17 protein-coding genes are annotated in these 17,258 nt (G+C 49.6%); 15 read left to right on the top strand and 2 right to left on the bottom strand.

Annotated features, from left to right (window positions below; translation table 11 throughout):
* The first annotated feature begins 6 nt into the window (after positions 1-6).
* The 6 genes from NSQ38_RS03980 to NSQ38_RS03955 all read left to right on the top strand — a co-directional run bounded on the left by NSQ38_RS03980 (position 7) and on the right by NSQ38_RS03955 (position 3,416).
* Positions 7-882 carry a sugar phosphate isomerase/epimerase family protein gene (locus tag NSQ38_RS03980; RefSeq protein ID WP_338590008.1) on the top strand — a complete coding sequence of 292 codons (876 nt, stop codon included), beginning with the start codon at positions 7-9 and terminating at the stop codon, positions 880-882.
* A gap of 12 nt (positions 883-894) precedes the next feature.
* Positions 895-1,767 (top strand): sugar phosphate isomerase/epimerase, encoded by an 873-nt coding sequence (locus NSQ38_RS03975; RefSeq protein ID WP_339787260.1) that lies wholly within the window; start codon positions 895-897, stop codon positions 1,765-1,767.
* A 188-nt stretch (positions 1,768-1,955) separates the two neighbouring features.
* A complete protein-coding gene (locus NSQ38_RS03970) occupies positions 1,956-2,183 on the top strand; it encodes a hypothetical protein (protein WP_017691180.1) in 228 nt (75 codons plus the stop codon).
* Between the two features lie 79 nt (positions 2,184-2,262).
* Positions 2,263-2,586 carry a hypothetical protein gene (locus NSQ38_RS03965; protein WP_339787258.1) on the top strand — a complete coding sequence of 108 codons (324 nt, stop codon included), beginning with the start codon at positions 2,263-2,265 and terminating at the stop codon, positions 2,584-2,586.
* Positions 2,587-2,639: 53 nt separating this feature from the next.
* Positions 2,640-2,822, top strand: coding sequence for a hypothetical protein (locus NSQ38_RS03960; protein ID WP_339787256.1), 183 nt, complete (start codon positions 2,640-2,642; stop codon positions 2,820-2,822).
* 165 nt (positions 2,823-2,987) lie between these two features.
* A complete protein-coding gene (locus tag NSQ38_RS03955; RefSeq protein ID WP_339787252.1) occupies positions 2,988-3,416 on the top strand; it encodes a VOC family protein in 429 nt (142 codons plus the stop codon).
* Positions 3,417-3,532: 116 nt separating this feature from the next.
* On the opposite strand, the gene NSQ38_RS03950 is transcribed toward NSQ38_RS03955, so the two are convergent.
* Complete coding sequence (locus NSQ38_RS03950; RefSeq protein ID WP_339790397.1) at positions 3,533-4,420, bottom strand: hypothetical protein; 888 nt, start codon at positions 4,418-4,420, stop codon at positions 3,533-3,535.
* Between the two features lie 191 nt (positions 4,421-4,611).
* Here NSQ38_RS03950 and ytxJ point away from each other — a divergent pair, with 191 nt between their 5' ends.
* The 8 genes from ytxJ to NSQ38_RS03910 all read left to right on the top strand — a co-directional run bounded on the left by ytxJ (position 4,612) and on the right by NSQ38_RS03910 (position 14,808).
* A complete protein-coding gene (ytxJ, locus tag NSQ38_RS03945; protein WP_339787249.1) occupies positions 4,612-5,151 on the top strand; it encodes a bacillithiol system redox-active protein YtxJ in 540 nt (179 codons plus the stop codon).
* A 76-nt stretch (positions 5,152-5,227) separates the two neighbouring features.
* Entirely contained in the window at positions 5,228-5,410 is a 183-nt protein-coding gene (locus NSQ38_RS03940; RefSeq protein WP_339787246.1) for a hypothetical protein, read from the top strand.
* A gap of 162 nt (positions 5,411-5,572) precedes the next feature.
* Positions 5,573-7,246 (top strand): potassium-transporting ATPase subunit KdpA, encoded by a 1,674-nt coding sequence (gene kdpA / locus NSQ38_RS03935; RefSeq protein ID WP_339790395.1) that lies wholly within the window; start codon positions 5,573-5,575, stop codon positions 7,244-7,246.
* 208 nt (positions 7,247-7,454) lie between these two features.
* On the top strand, positions 7,455-9,455 hold the full coding sequence (gene kdpB / locus NSQ38_RS03930; protein WP_339790392.1) for a potassium-transporting ATPase subunit KdpB: 2,001 nt from the start codon (positions 7,455-7,457) through the stop codon (positions 9,453-9,455).
* A 61-nt stretch (positions 9,456-9,516) separates the two neighbouring features.
* Positions 9,517-10,077 (top strand): potassium-transporting ATPase subunit KdpC, encoded by a 561-nt coding sequence (kdpC, locus tag NSQ38_RS03925; RefSeq protein ID WP_339787243.1) that lies wholly within the window; start codon positions 9,517-9,519, stop codon positions 10,075-10,077.
* Positions 10,078-10,165: 88 nt separating this feature from the next.
* Entirely contained in the window at positions 10,166-12,505 is a 2,340-nt protein-coding gene (locus tag NSQ38_RS03920; RefSeq protein ID WP_339787239.1) for a histidine kinase, read from the top strand.
* A gap of 7 nt (positions 12,506-12,512) precedes the next feature.
* On the top strand, positions 12,513-14,105 hold the full coding sequence (locus NSQ38_RS03915; RefSeq protein ID WP_339787236.1) for an ATP-binding protein: 1,593 nt from the start codon (positions 12,513-12,515) through the stop codon (positions 14,103-14,105).
* Between the two features lies 1 nt (position 14,106).
* Positions 14,107-14,808: a response regulator gene (locus NSQ38_RS03910; RefSeq protein ID WP_339787233.1), complete on the top strand. Its 702-nt coding sequence runs from the start codon at positions 14,107-14,109 to the stop codon at positions 14,806-14,808.
* A 116-nt stretch (positions 14,809-14,924) separates the two neighbouring features.
* Here the strand turns inward: NSQ38_RS03910 and NSQ38_RS03905 are convergent, their stop codons facing one another.
* Positions 14,925-16,226 (bottom strand): alpha-glucosidase/alpha-galactosidase, encoded by a 1,302-nt coding sequence (locus NSQ38_RS03905; protein ID WP_339787230.1) that lies wholly within the window; start codon positions 16,224-16,226, stop codon positions 14,925-14,927.
* Between the two features lie 203 nt (positions 16,227-16,429).
* Between NSQ38_RS03905 and NSQ38_RS03900 the strand changes: the two genes are divergently transcribed.
* The gene (locus tag NSQ38_RS03900; RefSeq protein WP_339787228.1) at positions 16,430-17,257 is read left to right on the top strand and encodes an AraC family ligand binding domain-containing protein; all 828 of its coding nucleotides are present in this window, start codon (positions 16,430-16,432) and stop codon (positions 17,255-17,257) included.
* The last annotated feature ends 1 nt before the right edge of the window (position 17,258 follow it).

Raw genomic sequence — 17,258 nt, 5'->3', positions numbered from 1 at the left:
TATGACATGAAATTAACGAATAAGATTGGTGTCATCGTGGATAGTTTTGGCGTAGGTGTACGGGATGGGTTGAACAAAGCCAAAGACGTAGGTGCAGAAGGTGTGCAGATCTACGCCGTCAAGGGAGAGATGGACCCCGAAAATTTGTCGCCTGCGGCGCGCAAAGAGCTGAAGAGTTACATCGATTCTCTGGGTCTTGAAATTTCAGCATTGGTTGGTGATCTGGGTGGACATGGGTTTCAGGTCAAGGAAGATAATCCGTGGAAAGTGGAGAAGTCCAAGCGGATCGTTGATCTGGCTCTCGATCTGGGCACCAACATCGTCACAACACATATCGGTATTGTTCCACACGACCCTTCATCGGAAGTTTATGCTACGCTGCATGCTGCTTGTGAGGAACTGGGCCAATACGCCAAGAGTGTTGGCGCATATTTTGCCATTGAGACAGGACCGGAAACGGCTGCTGACTTGAAAGGATTCCTGGATACGTTGTCGACCAACGGAGTATCGGTGAATTTTGACCCGGCGAATATGGTGATGGTGACGGGAGATGATCCGGCACGGGGCGTTCATTTGCTCAAGGATTACATCGTACATACTCATGTGAAGGATGGTGTGCGGCTGAAGGAAGTTGACCCACGAGACGTATATGGAGCGGTCGGTTATGCCCCTATGGATCACGAAAAGATTGCCGAGATGGTCTCTTCAGGAACATTTTTCCGCGAGGTTCCTTTAGGTGAGGGTGGCGTTGACTTTGACGGATACTTTGCAGCGCTTCAGGAGATTGGTTACACCGGTTATCTGACGATTGAACGTGAGGTTGGTCATCAGCCGGAGCAGGATATTCGCAAGGCCGTTCAATTTATCCAACAATATCGATAGGGAGCTGAGCAGATGAAAGTGGGCCTGAGCACGTATAGTTTGTTGAACGATTTGAATTCGGGTGAGATGACGGTGCTGGATGTGATCGACTGGATTGCGGCGAACGGCGGCGAGCATATGGAGATGGTACCTTACGGTTATACTGTAGAGGATAATCACGATCTGGCGGATGCGATTCGGGAGCGGGCAGCGTCTGTGGGTATTGAACTGTCCAACTACTCGATGCCAGCAAATTTTGTGCAGGAGACGGAAGAAGCGTTTGCAGAAGAGATGGCTCGGGTCAAAAGACATGTGGATGTCGTACACCGGATGGGTGTAAAACATCTGCGTCATGACGTCACGGCGTTTACCCTGCCGAAGGAGAAGATGACCATTGCCTGGTTCGAGGAGCATCTGCCTCTGATGGTGCGGGGAAGCCAGATCATTGCGGACTATGCTGCGCAGTTTGGTATCACCACAACGATTGAGAATCACGGCTTCAGTGTGCAGGCGAGTGATCGGGTGCAACGTGTGCTGAATGCTGTAGATCGTCCGAACTTCAAAACAACACTCGATATAGGCAACTTTATGTGCGTGGATGAGAACCCGATCATCGGCGTCATGAAAAATCTGCCGTACGCTTCTCTGGTCCACTTCAAAGACTTCTACTTCCGTCCTTATGATGAGCATCCAGGTGAAGGTGAATGGTTCACCACAGCCTACGGCAACTTCCTGCGTGGGGCCATCGTTGGGCAAGGGGATATTCCAATTCGTAAAATTGTAAAGTTGATCAAAGACTCCGGCTATGATGGCCACATTACGGTGGAGTTCGAAGGCATGGAGGAATGCAAATCCGCATCCAAAATCGCCATGGACAACCTGCGCCGCTTCTGGGAAGAGGCGTAACAAATATCATAGAGAGATCATCAAGGGCCACGTTCAGACGTGGCTCTTTTTCTCATGTTACAGCAACTGAAAAAGTCTATCAGAATATGGTTCTGCGCAAGGATTAAGTTACGAGCAGCACAAGTGTGGTATACTGGATATATTCAGCCTGATAATAACTGGCTATGGATAGGAGATGTCACTGATCTATGCAGGTATTCGAGGACTGGAATCAGAAAGTAAAGAGGACGTTTAATGCTACGAACCCAGAGGTAGTATTGACGGTATCGGAAGCTGGAAGTTTGCTTGGTTTGACCAAAGACCAGATGAAACTGTACGTGGACAAGAACAAACTAACGAAGGTCCCGATCATGAGAAGTGTTCACCGATACCTCTTATTGAAAAGTGAAATAGATAACATCGTTCAAGCTCGATAACTTCATAGGATTGAACACAACCATTTTACCGATAGGATTCGGGAGAGTGGTCTTTTTTTTATCCGAAAGGGGACAGAACGTGCTGAATAAAGCGTCCAATTGGTTCTATCAGCGGGTGAATTGGAAATGGGTTGCAGCTGCGGTTATTGTATTTGCTTGTTTTATTGCATTCATTCTGCCCTGGCAGGCGGCAAAGTCGGAGGAGGCCACAGGTGGTGGGCAGTCCCCGGACTCCTCTTTTCTGTACACTGCAAATGATCTTTATCAGATGGCTGAGCAGTATGGTGAAGCAGGCGGAGCGCCTATATTCAGGCACGATTCACATTTGACCTCATATGGCCCTTGGCCTATCTGTTCCTCTTGGTTGTTCTGTTATCGATACTCTATCGCGTGCTTCCGGTAAAGAGTCGTTGGCGCTGGGTGAGTCTGATTCCGGTCTTAGGTTGGGTTATGGACATGCTTGAAAATATAGGTGCGTCCCTGATCATGTATCGTTATCCTGAACGTACGCCTGTGTTTGCTGAACTCACCCCGATATTTACTTTGTTGAAATGGTGTCTGATCTATGCCAGTTTTGCAGCACTGGTTCCTGGTGTTCTGATCGCTGTTCTCTACTATATACGCAGGCGAAAGAAGTAATGGAGAGACGGATGGATTAAAAATATATTGGTAACCCTAATGATGTAACGATCCACAGAGTTGTGAGGAAATATACGCTTGTCAAAGGATAACCTGTTCCTATATACTCATGTCGCAAGTGGCGTGAATCGTATAATTACAAGAGCCCAAGGAGATGAAGAACGCATGTCGATCAGCTTGAATGTGTATCTGGTAACAGACGGTAATGGACGTGAAGCGGTAGAATTCTATCAAAAGGCATTTGGAGCCGAAGTGCTCGCGCTTCAAACATTTGGCGACGGTCCATCTGACCCGAATCACCCCATCCCGCCCGAAGCGAAAGACCGTATTATGCATGCTTCTTTGCAGATTGGCGGCTCGGTATTAATGTTGTCCGATACATTTCCAGGCATGCCGTACACTGTAGGTAATCATGTTACGGTTACGGTGAATACGGATACGGCGGATGAGGCCAAAGCAATTTTCAACCAACTGCAAGATGGCGGCGAAGTGAAAATGCCGATACAAGAGACGTTCTGGAGTCCAGCCTACGGCTCGGTTGTCGACAAATTTGGTGTACAGTTTCAAATTAGCGCTACGCCAGGACAAGCTTAAGAGCGTACTGTGCGTTAATATAAACTCCAAATGGCAAAAACCTCCGCAATCTGCTTTGAGCAGTTGTGGAGGTTTTTTTGCTTTTTTTGTAATGACTCGTGATTAATCTTCCTTGATTAGCCTTCCTTTTGAATCTTGGAAGGGTTGTTGATTTTATAAGGAACCGGGTTACGTGTCAGCTTTTTCTTAATAATTTTTGCTTCAAACGTGATAACGTCTCCCACTTCCAGCTCCTGTTTCTTAACGGTGGCACTGTGGCTCGACCAGGCCTCCCCAACATCGATGACGTCTGGCTCCGTAATGGTAACTGCTTCATAGATGATGACTTCATCGTCATTGTCCGAGAAGTGATTCGGTACGGTGGTGAACTCTTTGACCACGGCACTCATCTTCACTTTACCTTCGGGCAAATCAATCTTAACGGTCTTGGCTTTGCTTGCTGTTTTGGCTTTAGGTTTGGCTTCACTGGCTGCCCCGGTTTGAGGTCCAACATACTCTTCTACCAGCCCATCCGGATCACCCTTCAACCCAGAGGAGAATTCATCTGTGTCCGTGTCGTACGAATCATCCTGATCCGCCGGAATTTCATCCGGGTTAACCAGGGCACCGGGAGTTGGCGTAACATCAGCAGCGACTGGTGCGACTGTATCCGAAGTTGTCGATTCTGTGCTTTGATCTGATCCGGCTGTGCTTATACTTCTGGCATTGTAGCTGGACGCTTGCATTTCTTTCAGATACGACGGGTGAATACAATGCTTTTGTCCATTATCCAGTTGAATAACGGCTGCCATGTGATCCACATATCCAATGATGGTGCACGGCATGTTTAATCCGTTTCCTTTATAATAGAACGTTTTGAGTTTGGTCGCTTTACCGGAAAGCAGGCCCCACTCCTGACATTTCTCAATCAGCTCGTCTTCGTTATCCAGCGCAATAAAATCCTGCGGTTCAATCATAAACGCGTATGTCATATGGAATTTCCGCCCTTCCAATCCATTCTTCATGTTCATCGTTTCCAAATTACAACCAGTGTATCACAAATGAGCATTTTGCATAAATCCAATCACTGAAATCTGCACCTTGGGATGAAGATTATCAAAGCCTGCTCACAGAGGCCTGTGCTATAATTTGATCAGAATATAAGGGTAGAAGTTATATAACCTTGATATACATATTTCAGGAAGGGAAGATCTTTATGGGTAAAAAAGTAAATCATCAAGCTGTATGGCTTGCTATAGGTGTTGCCATGGGAGTCAGCATTGGTACGGCTACACAACAGCTTGGACTCGGGATTGCTTTTGGCTTGGCGCTTGGCATTGTGATTGGTTCGGTGGTTAGCAAACGTGCGGGGGCAGACTCGGAACATATGCTCAGCGAACATGTCCGTGAATTGCACAAACTTGGTGACTGGGAAGACGCGCTTCATCGCTCGCAGGATCATCCGGTGCTTATTCTGAAACACAGCACAACTTGTCCGACCAGTGCGAGAGCATACAGAGAGTTTATAGCTTTTGTGGGCACCAATGCATCAGATCCCAAACAACCCATGGATTACCACATTGTTAAAGTGATTGAAAATCGCTCGTTATCCCGTCACATTGCGGAGGAGACAGAGGTTCACCATGAGTCACCGCAGGTACTTCTGCTCGATCAGGGACAAGTTGTCAAACATACCTCCCATGGCAAAATCACGAAAAAGAGATTATTGCAGTGGGCACAGAATCCATTTGGATAAATAGTAAACCTTATAGACCCGTTCTTTTCAGCCCTAGCTGAGGAGATCGGGTCTTTTTTACGCTTTTTTTACACCTGTGGCGGTATTTCTTTACCCCTTTTTTACAGCGTTTCATATTACGATTTTACATGTAGCAGGTGCAGAGAACGGTAGAGAGAGGGAGGAAGGGCACATGGTGAATGATGCCACGATGATTGGATTGGTTGTGCTGTTGTTTGCGGTGTTTTGGGGATTTGTGAAATTCTGCGAAAAGGCTTGAGGGTAGAGAGGGGGAGCGGAATGATTGTCATCGGCATGATTGTACTCGCACTGGTGATTTATCTCGGTTATGTGCTGGTGAAGCCAGAAAAATTCTGATGCTGACGATGTACGTAATGTTGAACAAGGGAATGTCGAATAGGGAGGAAATGCGGATATGGGTATCGGTGTAGTGCAAGTAGCGGTGACGCTACTGATCATCCTATTGCTGGTGAAACCAGTGGGAAAATATATAGTGAACGTTTTCGATGGACAGCGAACGGGGCTGGATCGGGTTTTTGGTGGACCGGAGCGACTGCTCTATCGAGTGATGGGCGTACGCGAGAACGAGTCCATGGGGTGGAAAAAGTACCTCACGGCCGTTCTCCTCTCCAACTTTGTAATGTTGGTATTGATGTTTCTGGTGCTGCGACTGCAAAAATATTTACCGCTCAATCCGGATGGAATTGGCAATATGCCAGCGGCGCAGGCATTTAATACGGCCGTTTCGTTCATGACGAACACGAACTGGCAGTCGTATACGGGTGAGAATGCCCTGTCGTACCTGTCACAGATGCTGGCAGTGACATTCCCAATGTTTACGTCAGCAGCGACAGGATTTGCAGTGGCTATTGCATTCATTCGCGGATTGGTAGGCCGCCGGGATGAACTGGGGAACTTTTACGTCGACCTTGTACGGTCGATTACGAGAATTTTTTTACCGCTGAGTTTCATCGTGGCCCTGTTCCTCGTGTTCCAAGGTGTGCCTCAGACACTCGCAGGAGCGGTGAACGCTACGACGCTGGAAGGCGCGCAGCAGACCATCTCACGTGGACTGGTCGCCTCACTGGAATCGATCAAACACATTGGCACCAATGGTGGTGGCTGGTTTGGAACCAATGCTGCACATCCATTCGAGAATCCGACGGCCCTGAGCAATCTGGTGCATATCGTCTGTATGATGCTGTTGCCCACTGCACTGGTATACGCCTTCGGCTTGATGGTCAATAACCGGAAGCAGGGTTGGGCATTGTTCGCAGCGATGAGTTTTCTTTTCCTTGTGATGTTGACCACCGTATTTGTCTCCGAATATCGCGGTGTACCCGCGTTGGATGCAGCAGGTCTGCATGGCAATATGGAGGGGAAAGAGGTCAGGTTTGGCATACCCGAATCGGCTTTATTCACGGCAGTCACGACAGCGGCTACTACAGGTTCGGTCAACAATATGCATGAGTCGCTCACTCCACTTGGAGGCATGGTATCACTGGCTCAGATGATGCTTAATAACGTGTTTGGTGGCAAAGGGGTAGGGCTGATCAACGGACTGTTGTATGTGATTCTGGCTGTGTTTATCTGTGGCTTGATGGTGGGACGAACACCTGAGTTTCTGGGCAAAAAAATCGAGGGCAAAGAAGTGAAGCTCGCATCCATCGCCTTGCTCATTCATCCTTTGATTATTCTGGCGCCAACGGCACTCGCGCTTATGCGGCCTGAAGCCATTGCGTCCATCTCGAATGGAGGTATGCATGGCCTGACCGAAGTTCTCTATGCTTTTGCCTCGGGTGCAGCCAATAATGGATCGGCCTTTGCCGGACTAAATGCCAATACAGACTTTTACAACATCGCGATTGGTATCGTTATGCTGCTGGGAAGGTACGTTTCGATGATCGCCATGTTGGCTATTGCAGGTTCACTCGCTACAAAACGGGTTGTACCAGTAACTACAGGTACGCTGCGTACGCACACGCCTCTCTTTGCTGGCATTCTGGTCATGATGATCGTTGTTGTCGGCGCACTCACATTCTTCCCGTCGCTTGCCCTTGGACCGATCGCAGAACACTTGGCCATGATTCAATGAAGGAAATGACAGGGGTACTACAGAGGAATTGGTGTAAGGACGTAACGTATGGAGGTGGCAGTGCACGATGAATGCAGTCGAACGAAAGAAGGAGCAGACGATGCAACATATGGATACAGAAATGTTTAGTACGAAGGGCAATGAGCCGGATAACAACCGAGGTAATATTCAACGTGATCCCGGATCAAAACGGTCTTTAAGCAAGGATATGATACTTCAGGCTTCGCTGGATGCGTTCAAGAAGCTAAATCCGGTGGTCATGATCAAAAATCCGGTTATGTTTATTGTTGAGATTGGTACATTCATTACGCTTTTATTAAGCATCAATCCAGATCTCTTCACCGCATCGGAGGCTGGGCGCGGGTACAACATTGCCGTGTTTTTCATTCTGCTGTTTACACTGCTGTTCGCTAACTTCGCGGAGGCACTTGCAGAAGGAAGAGGCAAGGCGCAGGCGGATACGTTACGCAAGACGAAGTCGGACACCATGGCCAATCTGGTGCAGAAGGATGGAACCATCCGGCAAGTGTCTTCGACCCAGTTGAAAAAAGGCGATATGGTCCGTGTGGAAGTCGGTGAACTGATCCCAACGGACGGTGAGATTGTGGAAGGCCTGGCCTCCATTGATGAATCGGCCATTACAGGAGAATCCGCCCCAGTCATCAAGGAAGCAGGAGGTGATTTCTCCTCGGTTACCGGAGGTACCCGCGTCGTGTCCGATTACATCGTCATGCGTGTTCAGACCGATCCGGGTGAGTCATTCCTTGACCGGATGATCTCTCTGGTTGAGGGTGCACAGCGCCAGAAAACACCTAATGAAATCGCGCTGACCACCCTGCTCGCCGTATTAACCCTGATCTTCTTAATCGTCATTCTGACGATGGTTCCGATGGCAAATTACCTGGGTATTCGACTGGATCTGGCGACATTGATTGCACTGCTCGTCTGCTTGATCCCAACCACAATTGGTGGATTGTTATCCGCCATTGGTATTGCCGGAATGGACCGTGTAACGCAGTTCAATGTGCTCGCCATGTCAGGTAAAGCGGTGGAAGCAGCCGGGGATATCGACACGTTGATTCTGGACAAAACAGGAACGATCACATACGGAAACCGCATGGCATCAGAGTTTATTCCCCTTCAGGGCATTACTTCGTCAGAGATGACGCAAGCTGCTTTACAGGCTTCTGTGCGAGATGAGACCCCGGAAGGACGTTCTGTGGTGGAACTGGCAGGCAAACAAGGCCAGAGCTGGTCTGAAACGGAGTATGCAAATGCGGAAAGTGTGGAATTCACGGCAGAGACACGGATGTCCGGTCTCAATCTGAGTAGCGGAATGAAGATTCGTAAAGGTGCGGTGGATGCAATCAAAAGATATATTGCTTCCGCAGGAGGCCGTATACCTGGTGATCTGGATGAAATTGCAAATCGAATTGCAAAGGCTGGGGGTACGCCGCTTGCTGTAGCTATCGATGAACGAATCTATGGTGTGATATATCTGAAAGACACTGTGAAGCCAGGGCTGAAAGAGAAGTTCGCTGAGATGCGCGCCATGGGCATCAAGACCATTATGTGTACAGGCGACAATCCGCTGACCGCAGCGACCATAGCGCTGGAAGCGGGCGTGGATGATTTTATTGCCGAAGCGAAGCCTGAAGATAAGATTGCGGCGATCAAAAAAGAGCAGCAGGAGGGCAAACTCGTCGCCATGACGGGCGACGGTACCAACGATGCTCCTGCTCTGGCGCAGGCCGATGTGGGCCTGGCGATGAATTCGGGCACCATGGCGGCCAAGGAAGCGGCCAACATGATTGATTTGGACTCTGACCCGACCAAGTTATTGTCGGTCGTCTCCATTGGCAAGCAGCTGCTGATTACACGCGGCGCACTCACAACCTTTTCGATATCCAATGATATCGCAAAATATTTTGCCATCATTCCAGCGATGTTCATTCTCGCCATGCCGCAGCTTCAGGCGCTGAATATTATGAATCTGGCTTCACCGCAGTCTGCGATCCTGTCGGCGCTGATCTTCAACGCCATTATTATTCCGCTGCTTATTCCTATCGCGATGAAAGGAGTTAAGTATCGGGCGATGTCAGCTGAACGGTTACTTGGCCGCAATGTGTTCATCTATGGCGTAGGTGGTGTAATTGTACCTTTTATCGGCATTAAGCTGATTGATATGGTTCTGTTGGGGATTCTTTAACGTGATAACAACGTTTATCAAACTTGTCCTTTTATCCTAATGAATTCAGGAAGTGATCTGTATGAACATGTTCTTGCCCGCTGTACGGTTATCCGTTGTGCTTATGTTGATATGCGGGCTAATCTACCCGCTTGTAACGACTGGTGTAGCCCAACTTCTCTTTCCTGCGCAGGCGAACGGCAGTCTGATTACGCAAGATGAGAAAATCATCGGCTCGTCCCTGCTGGCGCAGGATTTCCAATCGCCGGGGCTGTTCCAGCCCCGGGCATCGAGTGCCGGTTATGACCCAACGGCTTCAGCTGGTTCAAATCGCGCCGTAGCTTCGGAGGAATATATCGGCGAGATGAAGGAAAAGATGGCCCAGCTCCAGCAGGAAAATCCGGGATTGAAGCAGATCCCTGCTGATCTCGTGACGGGTTCAGGCTCTGGACTTGACCCGGATCTCTCTCCCGAAGCCGCTGAGGCACAGATCCCACGCATTAGCGAAGCTACGGGGCTTAGTGAACAGCAGCTTGTGCAACTTGTAAATGAGCATACGGAAGGTCGTCAGATGGGTATATTCGGGGAACCGCGTGTAAATGTAACGGCTCTGAATCTGGCGCTGACAGCAGAAATGAACTAACAAACATATTAGCCTGCTCACGATATATCGGGAGGGGCTTTCTCTATTTGTTTCATCCTATTTTTAAAGGAAAGGGGGAGAGGGACGGATGGAAGACAGCTTCAAGCGCAAGTCACCGGAAGAGATGCTGAAGATGATTACGAAGCTGCAGCAGGGTACCCTCAAAATCTACATCGGCCCAGTCAGCGGATCGGGCAAAACGTATCACATGTTACGAGAAGGGAATACGTTGCGTGAGCAGGGCATTGATGTGGTCATCTGCGCCGTCTCCACAATGCGCAGACCGGAAACGGTGGAACAGCTTGGCGCACTTGAACGGATTCCAAGCATTCACTGGTTACGCCAGAGTGATGATGTAGAGATGAAGGATCTGAACCTGGATGCACTGATGGTGCGTAATCCGGAGGTTGTGCTGGTGGATGGTTTGGCACATCGCAACAGAGAAGGCGCCCGGTATGCTACCCGGCTGGAAGACATTCAGTTTTTGCTCCGAAACAACATCAGTGTCATGACAACGGTGAATGTGTATGAACTGGAAGGGTATACCGAGCTGGCGCGGCAACTTACGGGTATCACAGTAGAACATACGGTACCTGCGGATACACTGGAACTTGCGGATGAAGTCAAGCTGATTGACGTCACGCCGGAAACCATACTGAGCCGTCTGGCAGAAGGTCACCTGAAGGGGCATGAGGGAGAAGCTGTATTTCGTCAAGGCAATCTGGGTATTCTGCGCGAACTGGCCCTAAGATTGGTTGCAGAAGGGGTGAATGAATCCCTGCGCGAGCATCGGGAGGAGATGGGAATTACCCTCACAACAGGCATCATGGAACGGATTCTGGTGTCCACGCAATATCATTGGAACGGCTCCATCTATATCCGGCGTGGACAACAGATTGCCAAACGGTTGAATGGTGATCTGTGCGCTGTGGTTTTTCGGAATATGAAGCAGCCATTAACCAAAGAGGCAACCGTATTTCGGCGGAATATGGTTAAGCTGGTGGAGAAGTTTGGTGGCCATATGGAGGAGCTGTCTATATTACACCGTCGCAACATCCCGTCTACACTGGCGCGTTATGCCATGGAGCACCAGATTACCCGGATTGTGATGGGGCACTCCCGGCGTACGCGCTGGCAGGAATTGTGGCAAGGGTCCGTTGTTAACTCGCTGCTACGCAGATTACGTGGTGTGGATCTCTTTCTGGTTGCTGATCGAGCGGCCAGGGAGGGTGAACGTGTAGTTCCGGCCAAGGTAAACGAGGTGGAGTCACCGACATACCGCAGACTAAGCGAGCAGGAAATGAAGGAACAGATTGGCCAGATTCAGCGCGGCACATTCAAAATATATATCGGAGCCGCACCAGGTGTAGGCAAAACCTACATGATGCTGCGGGAAGGTAATGATTTGCTCCGTAAGGGCATCGATGTGCAAATCGGCTTGCTGGAGACACATGGGCGGGCGGAAACCGTGGAACAGATGGGTCACTTATCTGTGATCCCTCGTGTGCAGCGAGTGTATCAGGAGGCTCGGCTGGAAGAGATGGACACCGAGGGTATTCTGCGTCTTTGTCCGGAAGTGGTGCTTGTGGATGAACTGGCGCATACGAATGTACCTGGAAGTGTCCGGCAAAAGCGTTATGAAGATGTCCTGCTCCTGCTGAATGCAGGCATCTCGGTGATTACCACAATGAATGTACAGCATCTCGAAAGTCTGAATGATGCCGTTGAACATATTACCGGTGTTCGTGTCCGCGAGACCGTACCTGATCGGATCATTCAGATGGCGGATGAGGTGCAGCTGATTGATGTGGCGCCCCAGGCCTTGCGGCAGCGCATGAGGGAGGGTAAAATCTATGCAACTGCCAAGGTCGAGCAAGCCCTTGCGAATTTCTTCAAAATCGGTAATCTGATTGCCCTGCGAGAACTTGCTCTGCGCGAGCTGGCGGACGATGTCGATGAACGGCTTGAAGCACAGCAGGCCAAAATTGCACTTCGGGGACCTTGGCGCAGACAGGAAGCCGTCTTTGTATGTGTAAGCAGTGATCGTCATGCCGAGCGGCTGATCCGGCGCGGATTCCGCATGGCTTATCGTCTAAAAGCCATCTGGCATGTACACCATATCCACATCGGTGAGTCCATGAGTGACGAAGTGAAGTGCCATCTGGAAGCGTTGGAGCAGCTGACGATTCGGCTTGGTGGTCAATTTCACATTCATCACAGTCCAAGGCTGAGCGATGTACCTGAGATTTTGGCAAGAAAGGCATCGGAGGCGAGAGCAACCCAGTTGGTAGTCGGGCAGGCAAGACGGGTGTGGTGGCTGAATGGCTACCGCGGCTCAGGTTCGGTGGTCAACCGACTTGTACGCTTGTCGCGGCATCTGGATGTATTGATCGTTGCAGATTACGATTATGAACTGAGCGGGATGTGAATGGATATTGTCTGAACGAATAAAAAAAGAAACACTGCCATCCCATGGGAAACGGATTCCGGCATATGTATGGGTGACCCTTGGGGTGACGCTGCTAACTTTGCTGCTTCATGCCATCGGCATGAGCGGTGATCTGGTTAACGTAGCGCTTGTATACCTGTTTCCCGTACTGGTGAGTGCCGTGTATTGGGGAATGGGGCCAGCTGTATATGCCGCCAGTTTTAGCGTCATTATGTTTGACTTCTTTTTTGTACCGCCGTATTTGAGCTTTACGGTAGAAGACTTGAGATATCTCATCTCCTTTGTTGTGTATCTTGCGGTGGCGATCCTGACAGCAAGTCTTGCAGGTCGGTTACGACAACAACTGGAGATGGTGAAAGCACGTGAAGCCACGACGAACTCCCTGTACGCATTGAGCCGTCAGATGACAGCCATTACGGATCTGAATACGTTGCTGGTTAACATTGCAACTCAGGTTTCGCTCACCTTGGGCAAACCAGCAGCTGTGTATCTTCCGGATGGGCAGGGGGATCTGTTGGTTACAAGCTCTTCTGCATCCACATCAGAAGGGGAAAAGGATGGCTGGGGAGATGGAGAGTCGGAGATTGCCATTGCCAAATGGGTGTATCATCACGGACAGATCGCAGGTAAGGGATCATCCGCTTTACGGGAATCTCCCGGACTTTACGTGCCGCTACGCACAGAGGAGCAGATTCATGGCGTGCTCGCCGTGAGCATGGACGCTGGCGAAGTTCATGAGCAGCAAGAACAGCTTCGTCTGTTGGAGGCATGTGGTGGGCTGGCCGCAGGTGCCATTGCCCGAGTGAAGCTAGCGGAAGAGGCCCGATTGGCGCAGATCACTGCTGAATCAGAGCGCATACGTACAGCGCTGCTGGACTCTGTCTCTCATGAATTGCGTACACCCCTAACCGCCATTATCGGCTCGGCTACGGGATTGTTGGAGAATGATACTCTTTTTACACCCGAGGATCGGAGAGAATTAACAGGCAACATTCGGGATGGTGCATTGCGCATGAATCGTCTCGTCACAAATCTGTTGGGTATGGTCCGGCTGGAGAGCGGCATGTTGCAATTGAACCGGAAATGGTGTGATGTGGGAGACATCATTAGCGTTGTGCTGACACAAGTTCGGGGATTCAGTCCGCATCGCAACATTCAAGTTGAACTGCCTGATGACCCGGCCTTTCTCTACGGAGATGAAGTATTGCTGGAGCAGGTGCTGGTCAATATCGTCAGCAACGCCATCAAATATTCGCCTGATGGGAGCCAGATTGTCATCACTGTGGCAAGCGATAAGAGTCCAAGTCAATTGACGATCTGGGTAGCAGATCAAGGCATCGGTATACCGGAAGCGGAAAGATTGCGTATATTTGATAAGTTCTATCGCTCGGAGTCGACTCAGCATGTCACAGGAACGGGGCTTGGTCTGGCGATTTGCAAAGGCATTGTGGAAGTCCACGGAGGTTCCATTGGGGCAGAGCCGAATCCGGGCGGGGGGACGAGAATGCGTATAGATATCCCCCTGGAGGCTCACGGATCACGGTTTCCCTATTCAGAACAAGGAGAGGTTGAAGAATAACATGAACGCACCACTAGGGGCTCGCATACTGGTGATCGATGATGAGCCGCAGATTCGCAAATTGCTCAAGGTCACCCTTCAGGCACACCAATTCGAACTCCACGAGTGTGGGGATGGCGAAGAGGGCGTTATTCAGGCCAGTATTGTACATCCGGATCTGATCATCCTTGATCTTGGTCTGCCGGGCATGTCTGGCATGGAGGTACTTCGCCGGATTCGCGAATGGTCACAAGTGCCAATTATTGTGCTGACAGCGAAGGATCAGGAGGGAGACAAAATTGCTGTGTTGGATGCTGGTGCAGATGATTATGTGACCAAACCATTTGGAATGGGTGAGTTAGTTGCCCGTATTCGGGTGGCGCTGCGTCATGTAGCCAAAACAACGGATGAGCCAATACTGCGCTTCGGATCACTCACGATTGATCTAGCCCAAAGGCAGGTCGAACTGGAGGGGGCTTTGGTCAGATTAACCCCAACGGAATATGAGATGCTGAAGGTGCTTGCCTCCAATGCAGGGAAAATCATCACCCAGCGTCAGCTTTTGCAGCAAGTATGGGGAGGGCATCATCATGAGTCCGACAGCCATTATCTTCGGGTATATGTGGGACATCTGCGTAAAAAATTAAATGAAGATCCAACGAATCCACGGTACATTCAGACGGAGCCTGGCATTGGTTATCGCTTTTTGCTCCCTGCCGAATAACGTTTAAGAGAGCGGGACATTTCGTAACCATGATGTGATGCACCATTCAGCGGGTGAGCATATGGAAAGAACAAAACACCGTCCCCTTCAGCTGCAAAGGAAACGGTGCTTTTATATTATGACGTGTATTTTGGCAACCAGTCGCCGTGAGCCTCAATCAACTCATCACACATCGCTACGATGTCATCAATAGACAGTTCGGCAGCCGTGTGTGGATCAAGCATGGCAGCATGATAGATATGTTCTTTTTTGCCAGTGATTGCTGCTTCAATCGTCAGCAGTTGCGTGTTGATGTTTGTCCGGTTCAATGCCGCGAGTTGTGGAGGCAGATCCCCAATATACGTAGGGCTGATTCCTGATCCATCCACCAAACAAGGGACCTCGACACATGCTTCACGCGGCAGGTTCGTAATCAGTCCGTTGTTCATGACGTTGCCGCCAATCTTGTACGGGTTATTTGTCTCCATCGCTTCGATAATATGCGATGCGTATTCACGGCTGCGGGTATGTTCAATATTTTCGCTGGCAAACAGCTTGGTACGCATTTCTTTCCAGCCCTCAATCTGGTTCACACAGCGGCGTGGATACTCATCCAATGGAATGTTGAAGCGTTCAATCAGCTCCGGGTAATTCCGCTTGATGAAGTAAGGGTGGTACTCGGCATTGTGTTCTGAGGATTCCGTCACATAATAGCCAAAACGCTGCATCAACTCAAAACGAACCATGTCGTCATGCCGTTCTTTCTGTTTTTCTTTCGCCAAACGTTTAATCTCGGGGTACAGATCCTGCCCGTCTTTGGTAACTTCGAGCAGCCACGCCATGTGGTTGATCCCTGCAATCTTAGCCACAACACCTGTCTGATCGATCCCCAGTGCATCAAACAGATGTGGTACACATACCTGCACACTATGACACAAACCTACGGTTTTGATCCCACCATGCACATTCATGACGTTAGTAAGCACGGCCATCGGGTTGGTGTAGTTCAGGAACCATGCATCCGGACATACTTCCTGCATATCCCGGGCGAAATCCAACATGACCGGAATCGTCCGCAAATTACGGAAAATTCCGCCGATACCGAGTGTATCTGCAATTGTTTGACGCAATCCGTATTTCTTCGGAATCTCAAAGTCTGTAATGGTGCATGGATCATATCCACCGACCTGGATAGCGTTGATGACATATTTGGCCCCTCGTAGCGCTTCTTTGCGGTCATGATATACGTTCACGATGCAACGACTTCCGAGTGAGCGGGCCAGACTGGTTAGCAAACGCTCTGAATCGCTCAAACGTTCAGCATCGATATCAAACAATGCCAATTCAAAATCCTGCAGTGCTTCGGTCATCATGACATCACCCAATACATTTTTGACAAAGACGGTGCTGCCTGCACCGAGAAACGTAATTTTGTTCATCTTAAATTCAGCCTCCCTGAAAAATGTTGTACCCCAACTATAGGCCGATTCGGCACATATAACTATGGTTCAACCCCTCTCAAACATGGCATAATCCCATTTTTGTTTCCGTTTTCAACTAATAATTGTGTACTTTAGCTGTTATAATTTAATTAGACATACAGATGGTGAACCGCGGAAGGAAATACGGAGGGGGCGAAAAAGTGAGTCGCATTGAGATGAATGTGGTTCCCGCCGGCTGGACACAGATGGAGCTGATTTTGTTGTTTTTCGGGTGGGAGGCATGTGATCCTGCGCATTATTGGGGACCGGGTGTACGTGATTCTTACATTGTGCACTACATCCATGAAGGCCGGGGCACCGTGTACATGGGGGATCAGGAATACAAAATTAGCGAGGGACAGGGTTTTGTCATTCTCCCGGACACGCTTATTCATTATGAGGCAGACCCGAAGGAGCCCTGGACATATTCATGGTTTGGTTTTAAAGGTGTACAAGCCAAAGCATTCATGCAACGTGCCCAATTGAGCCCGGAGCGCCCGATATATGATGCCCAGGATACAAATACGATGGAACAGTTGTATACGGAGATGGTCCAAGCTTCCACGCGACCGGGAGGTGATGTGTTGAACCAGAGTCTCTTGTACCGCTTAATGGCAGAATTAATCTCTTCTTCGCCTGTGGAGGAGGAAATAGGGCAGCTCCTTTCAAACAAAGAGACGTACATCCGGCAGGCGGTGCAGTTTATGGAGAACAGGTACAGTCAGCGAACCTCCATTCTGGATATTGCCCACGCTGTGGGGCTGGATCGCACGTATCTATCGGGATTGTTCAAAGAGCGATATGGCATGTCGCTACAGTCCTTTTTCCTGGAGTACCGTATGAATCGGGCTGCCGAACTTCTTCAGAATCCAGGGCTGTCGGTAAGTGAAGTGGCACATTCGGTTGGCTATACAGACCCATTACTGTTTTCCAAGATGTTCAAGCGAGTGACGGGTGTGTCTCCGAAGGGTTCGAGAAATCGAGATTAGA

The organism is Paenibacillus sp. FSL R7-0313 (genome assembly GCF_037969885.1).
Lineage (GTDB): Bacteria > Bacillota > Bacilli > Paenibacillales > Paenibacillaceae > Paenibacillus.
The sequence above is the reverse complement of the archived record's forward strand: the minus strand, read 5'-3'. Positions and strand labels throughout refer to the sequence as shown.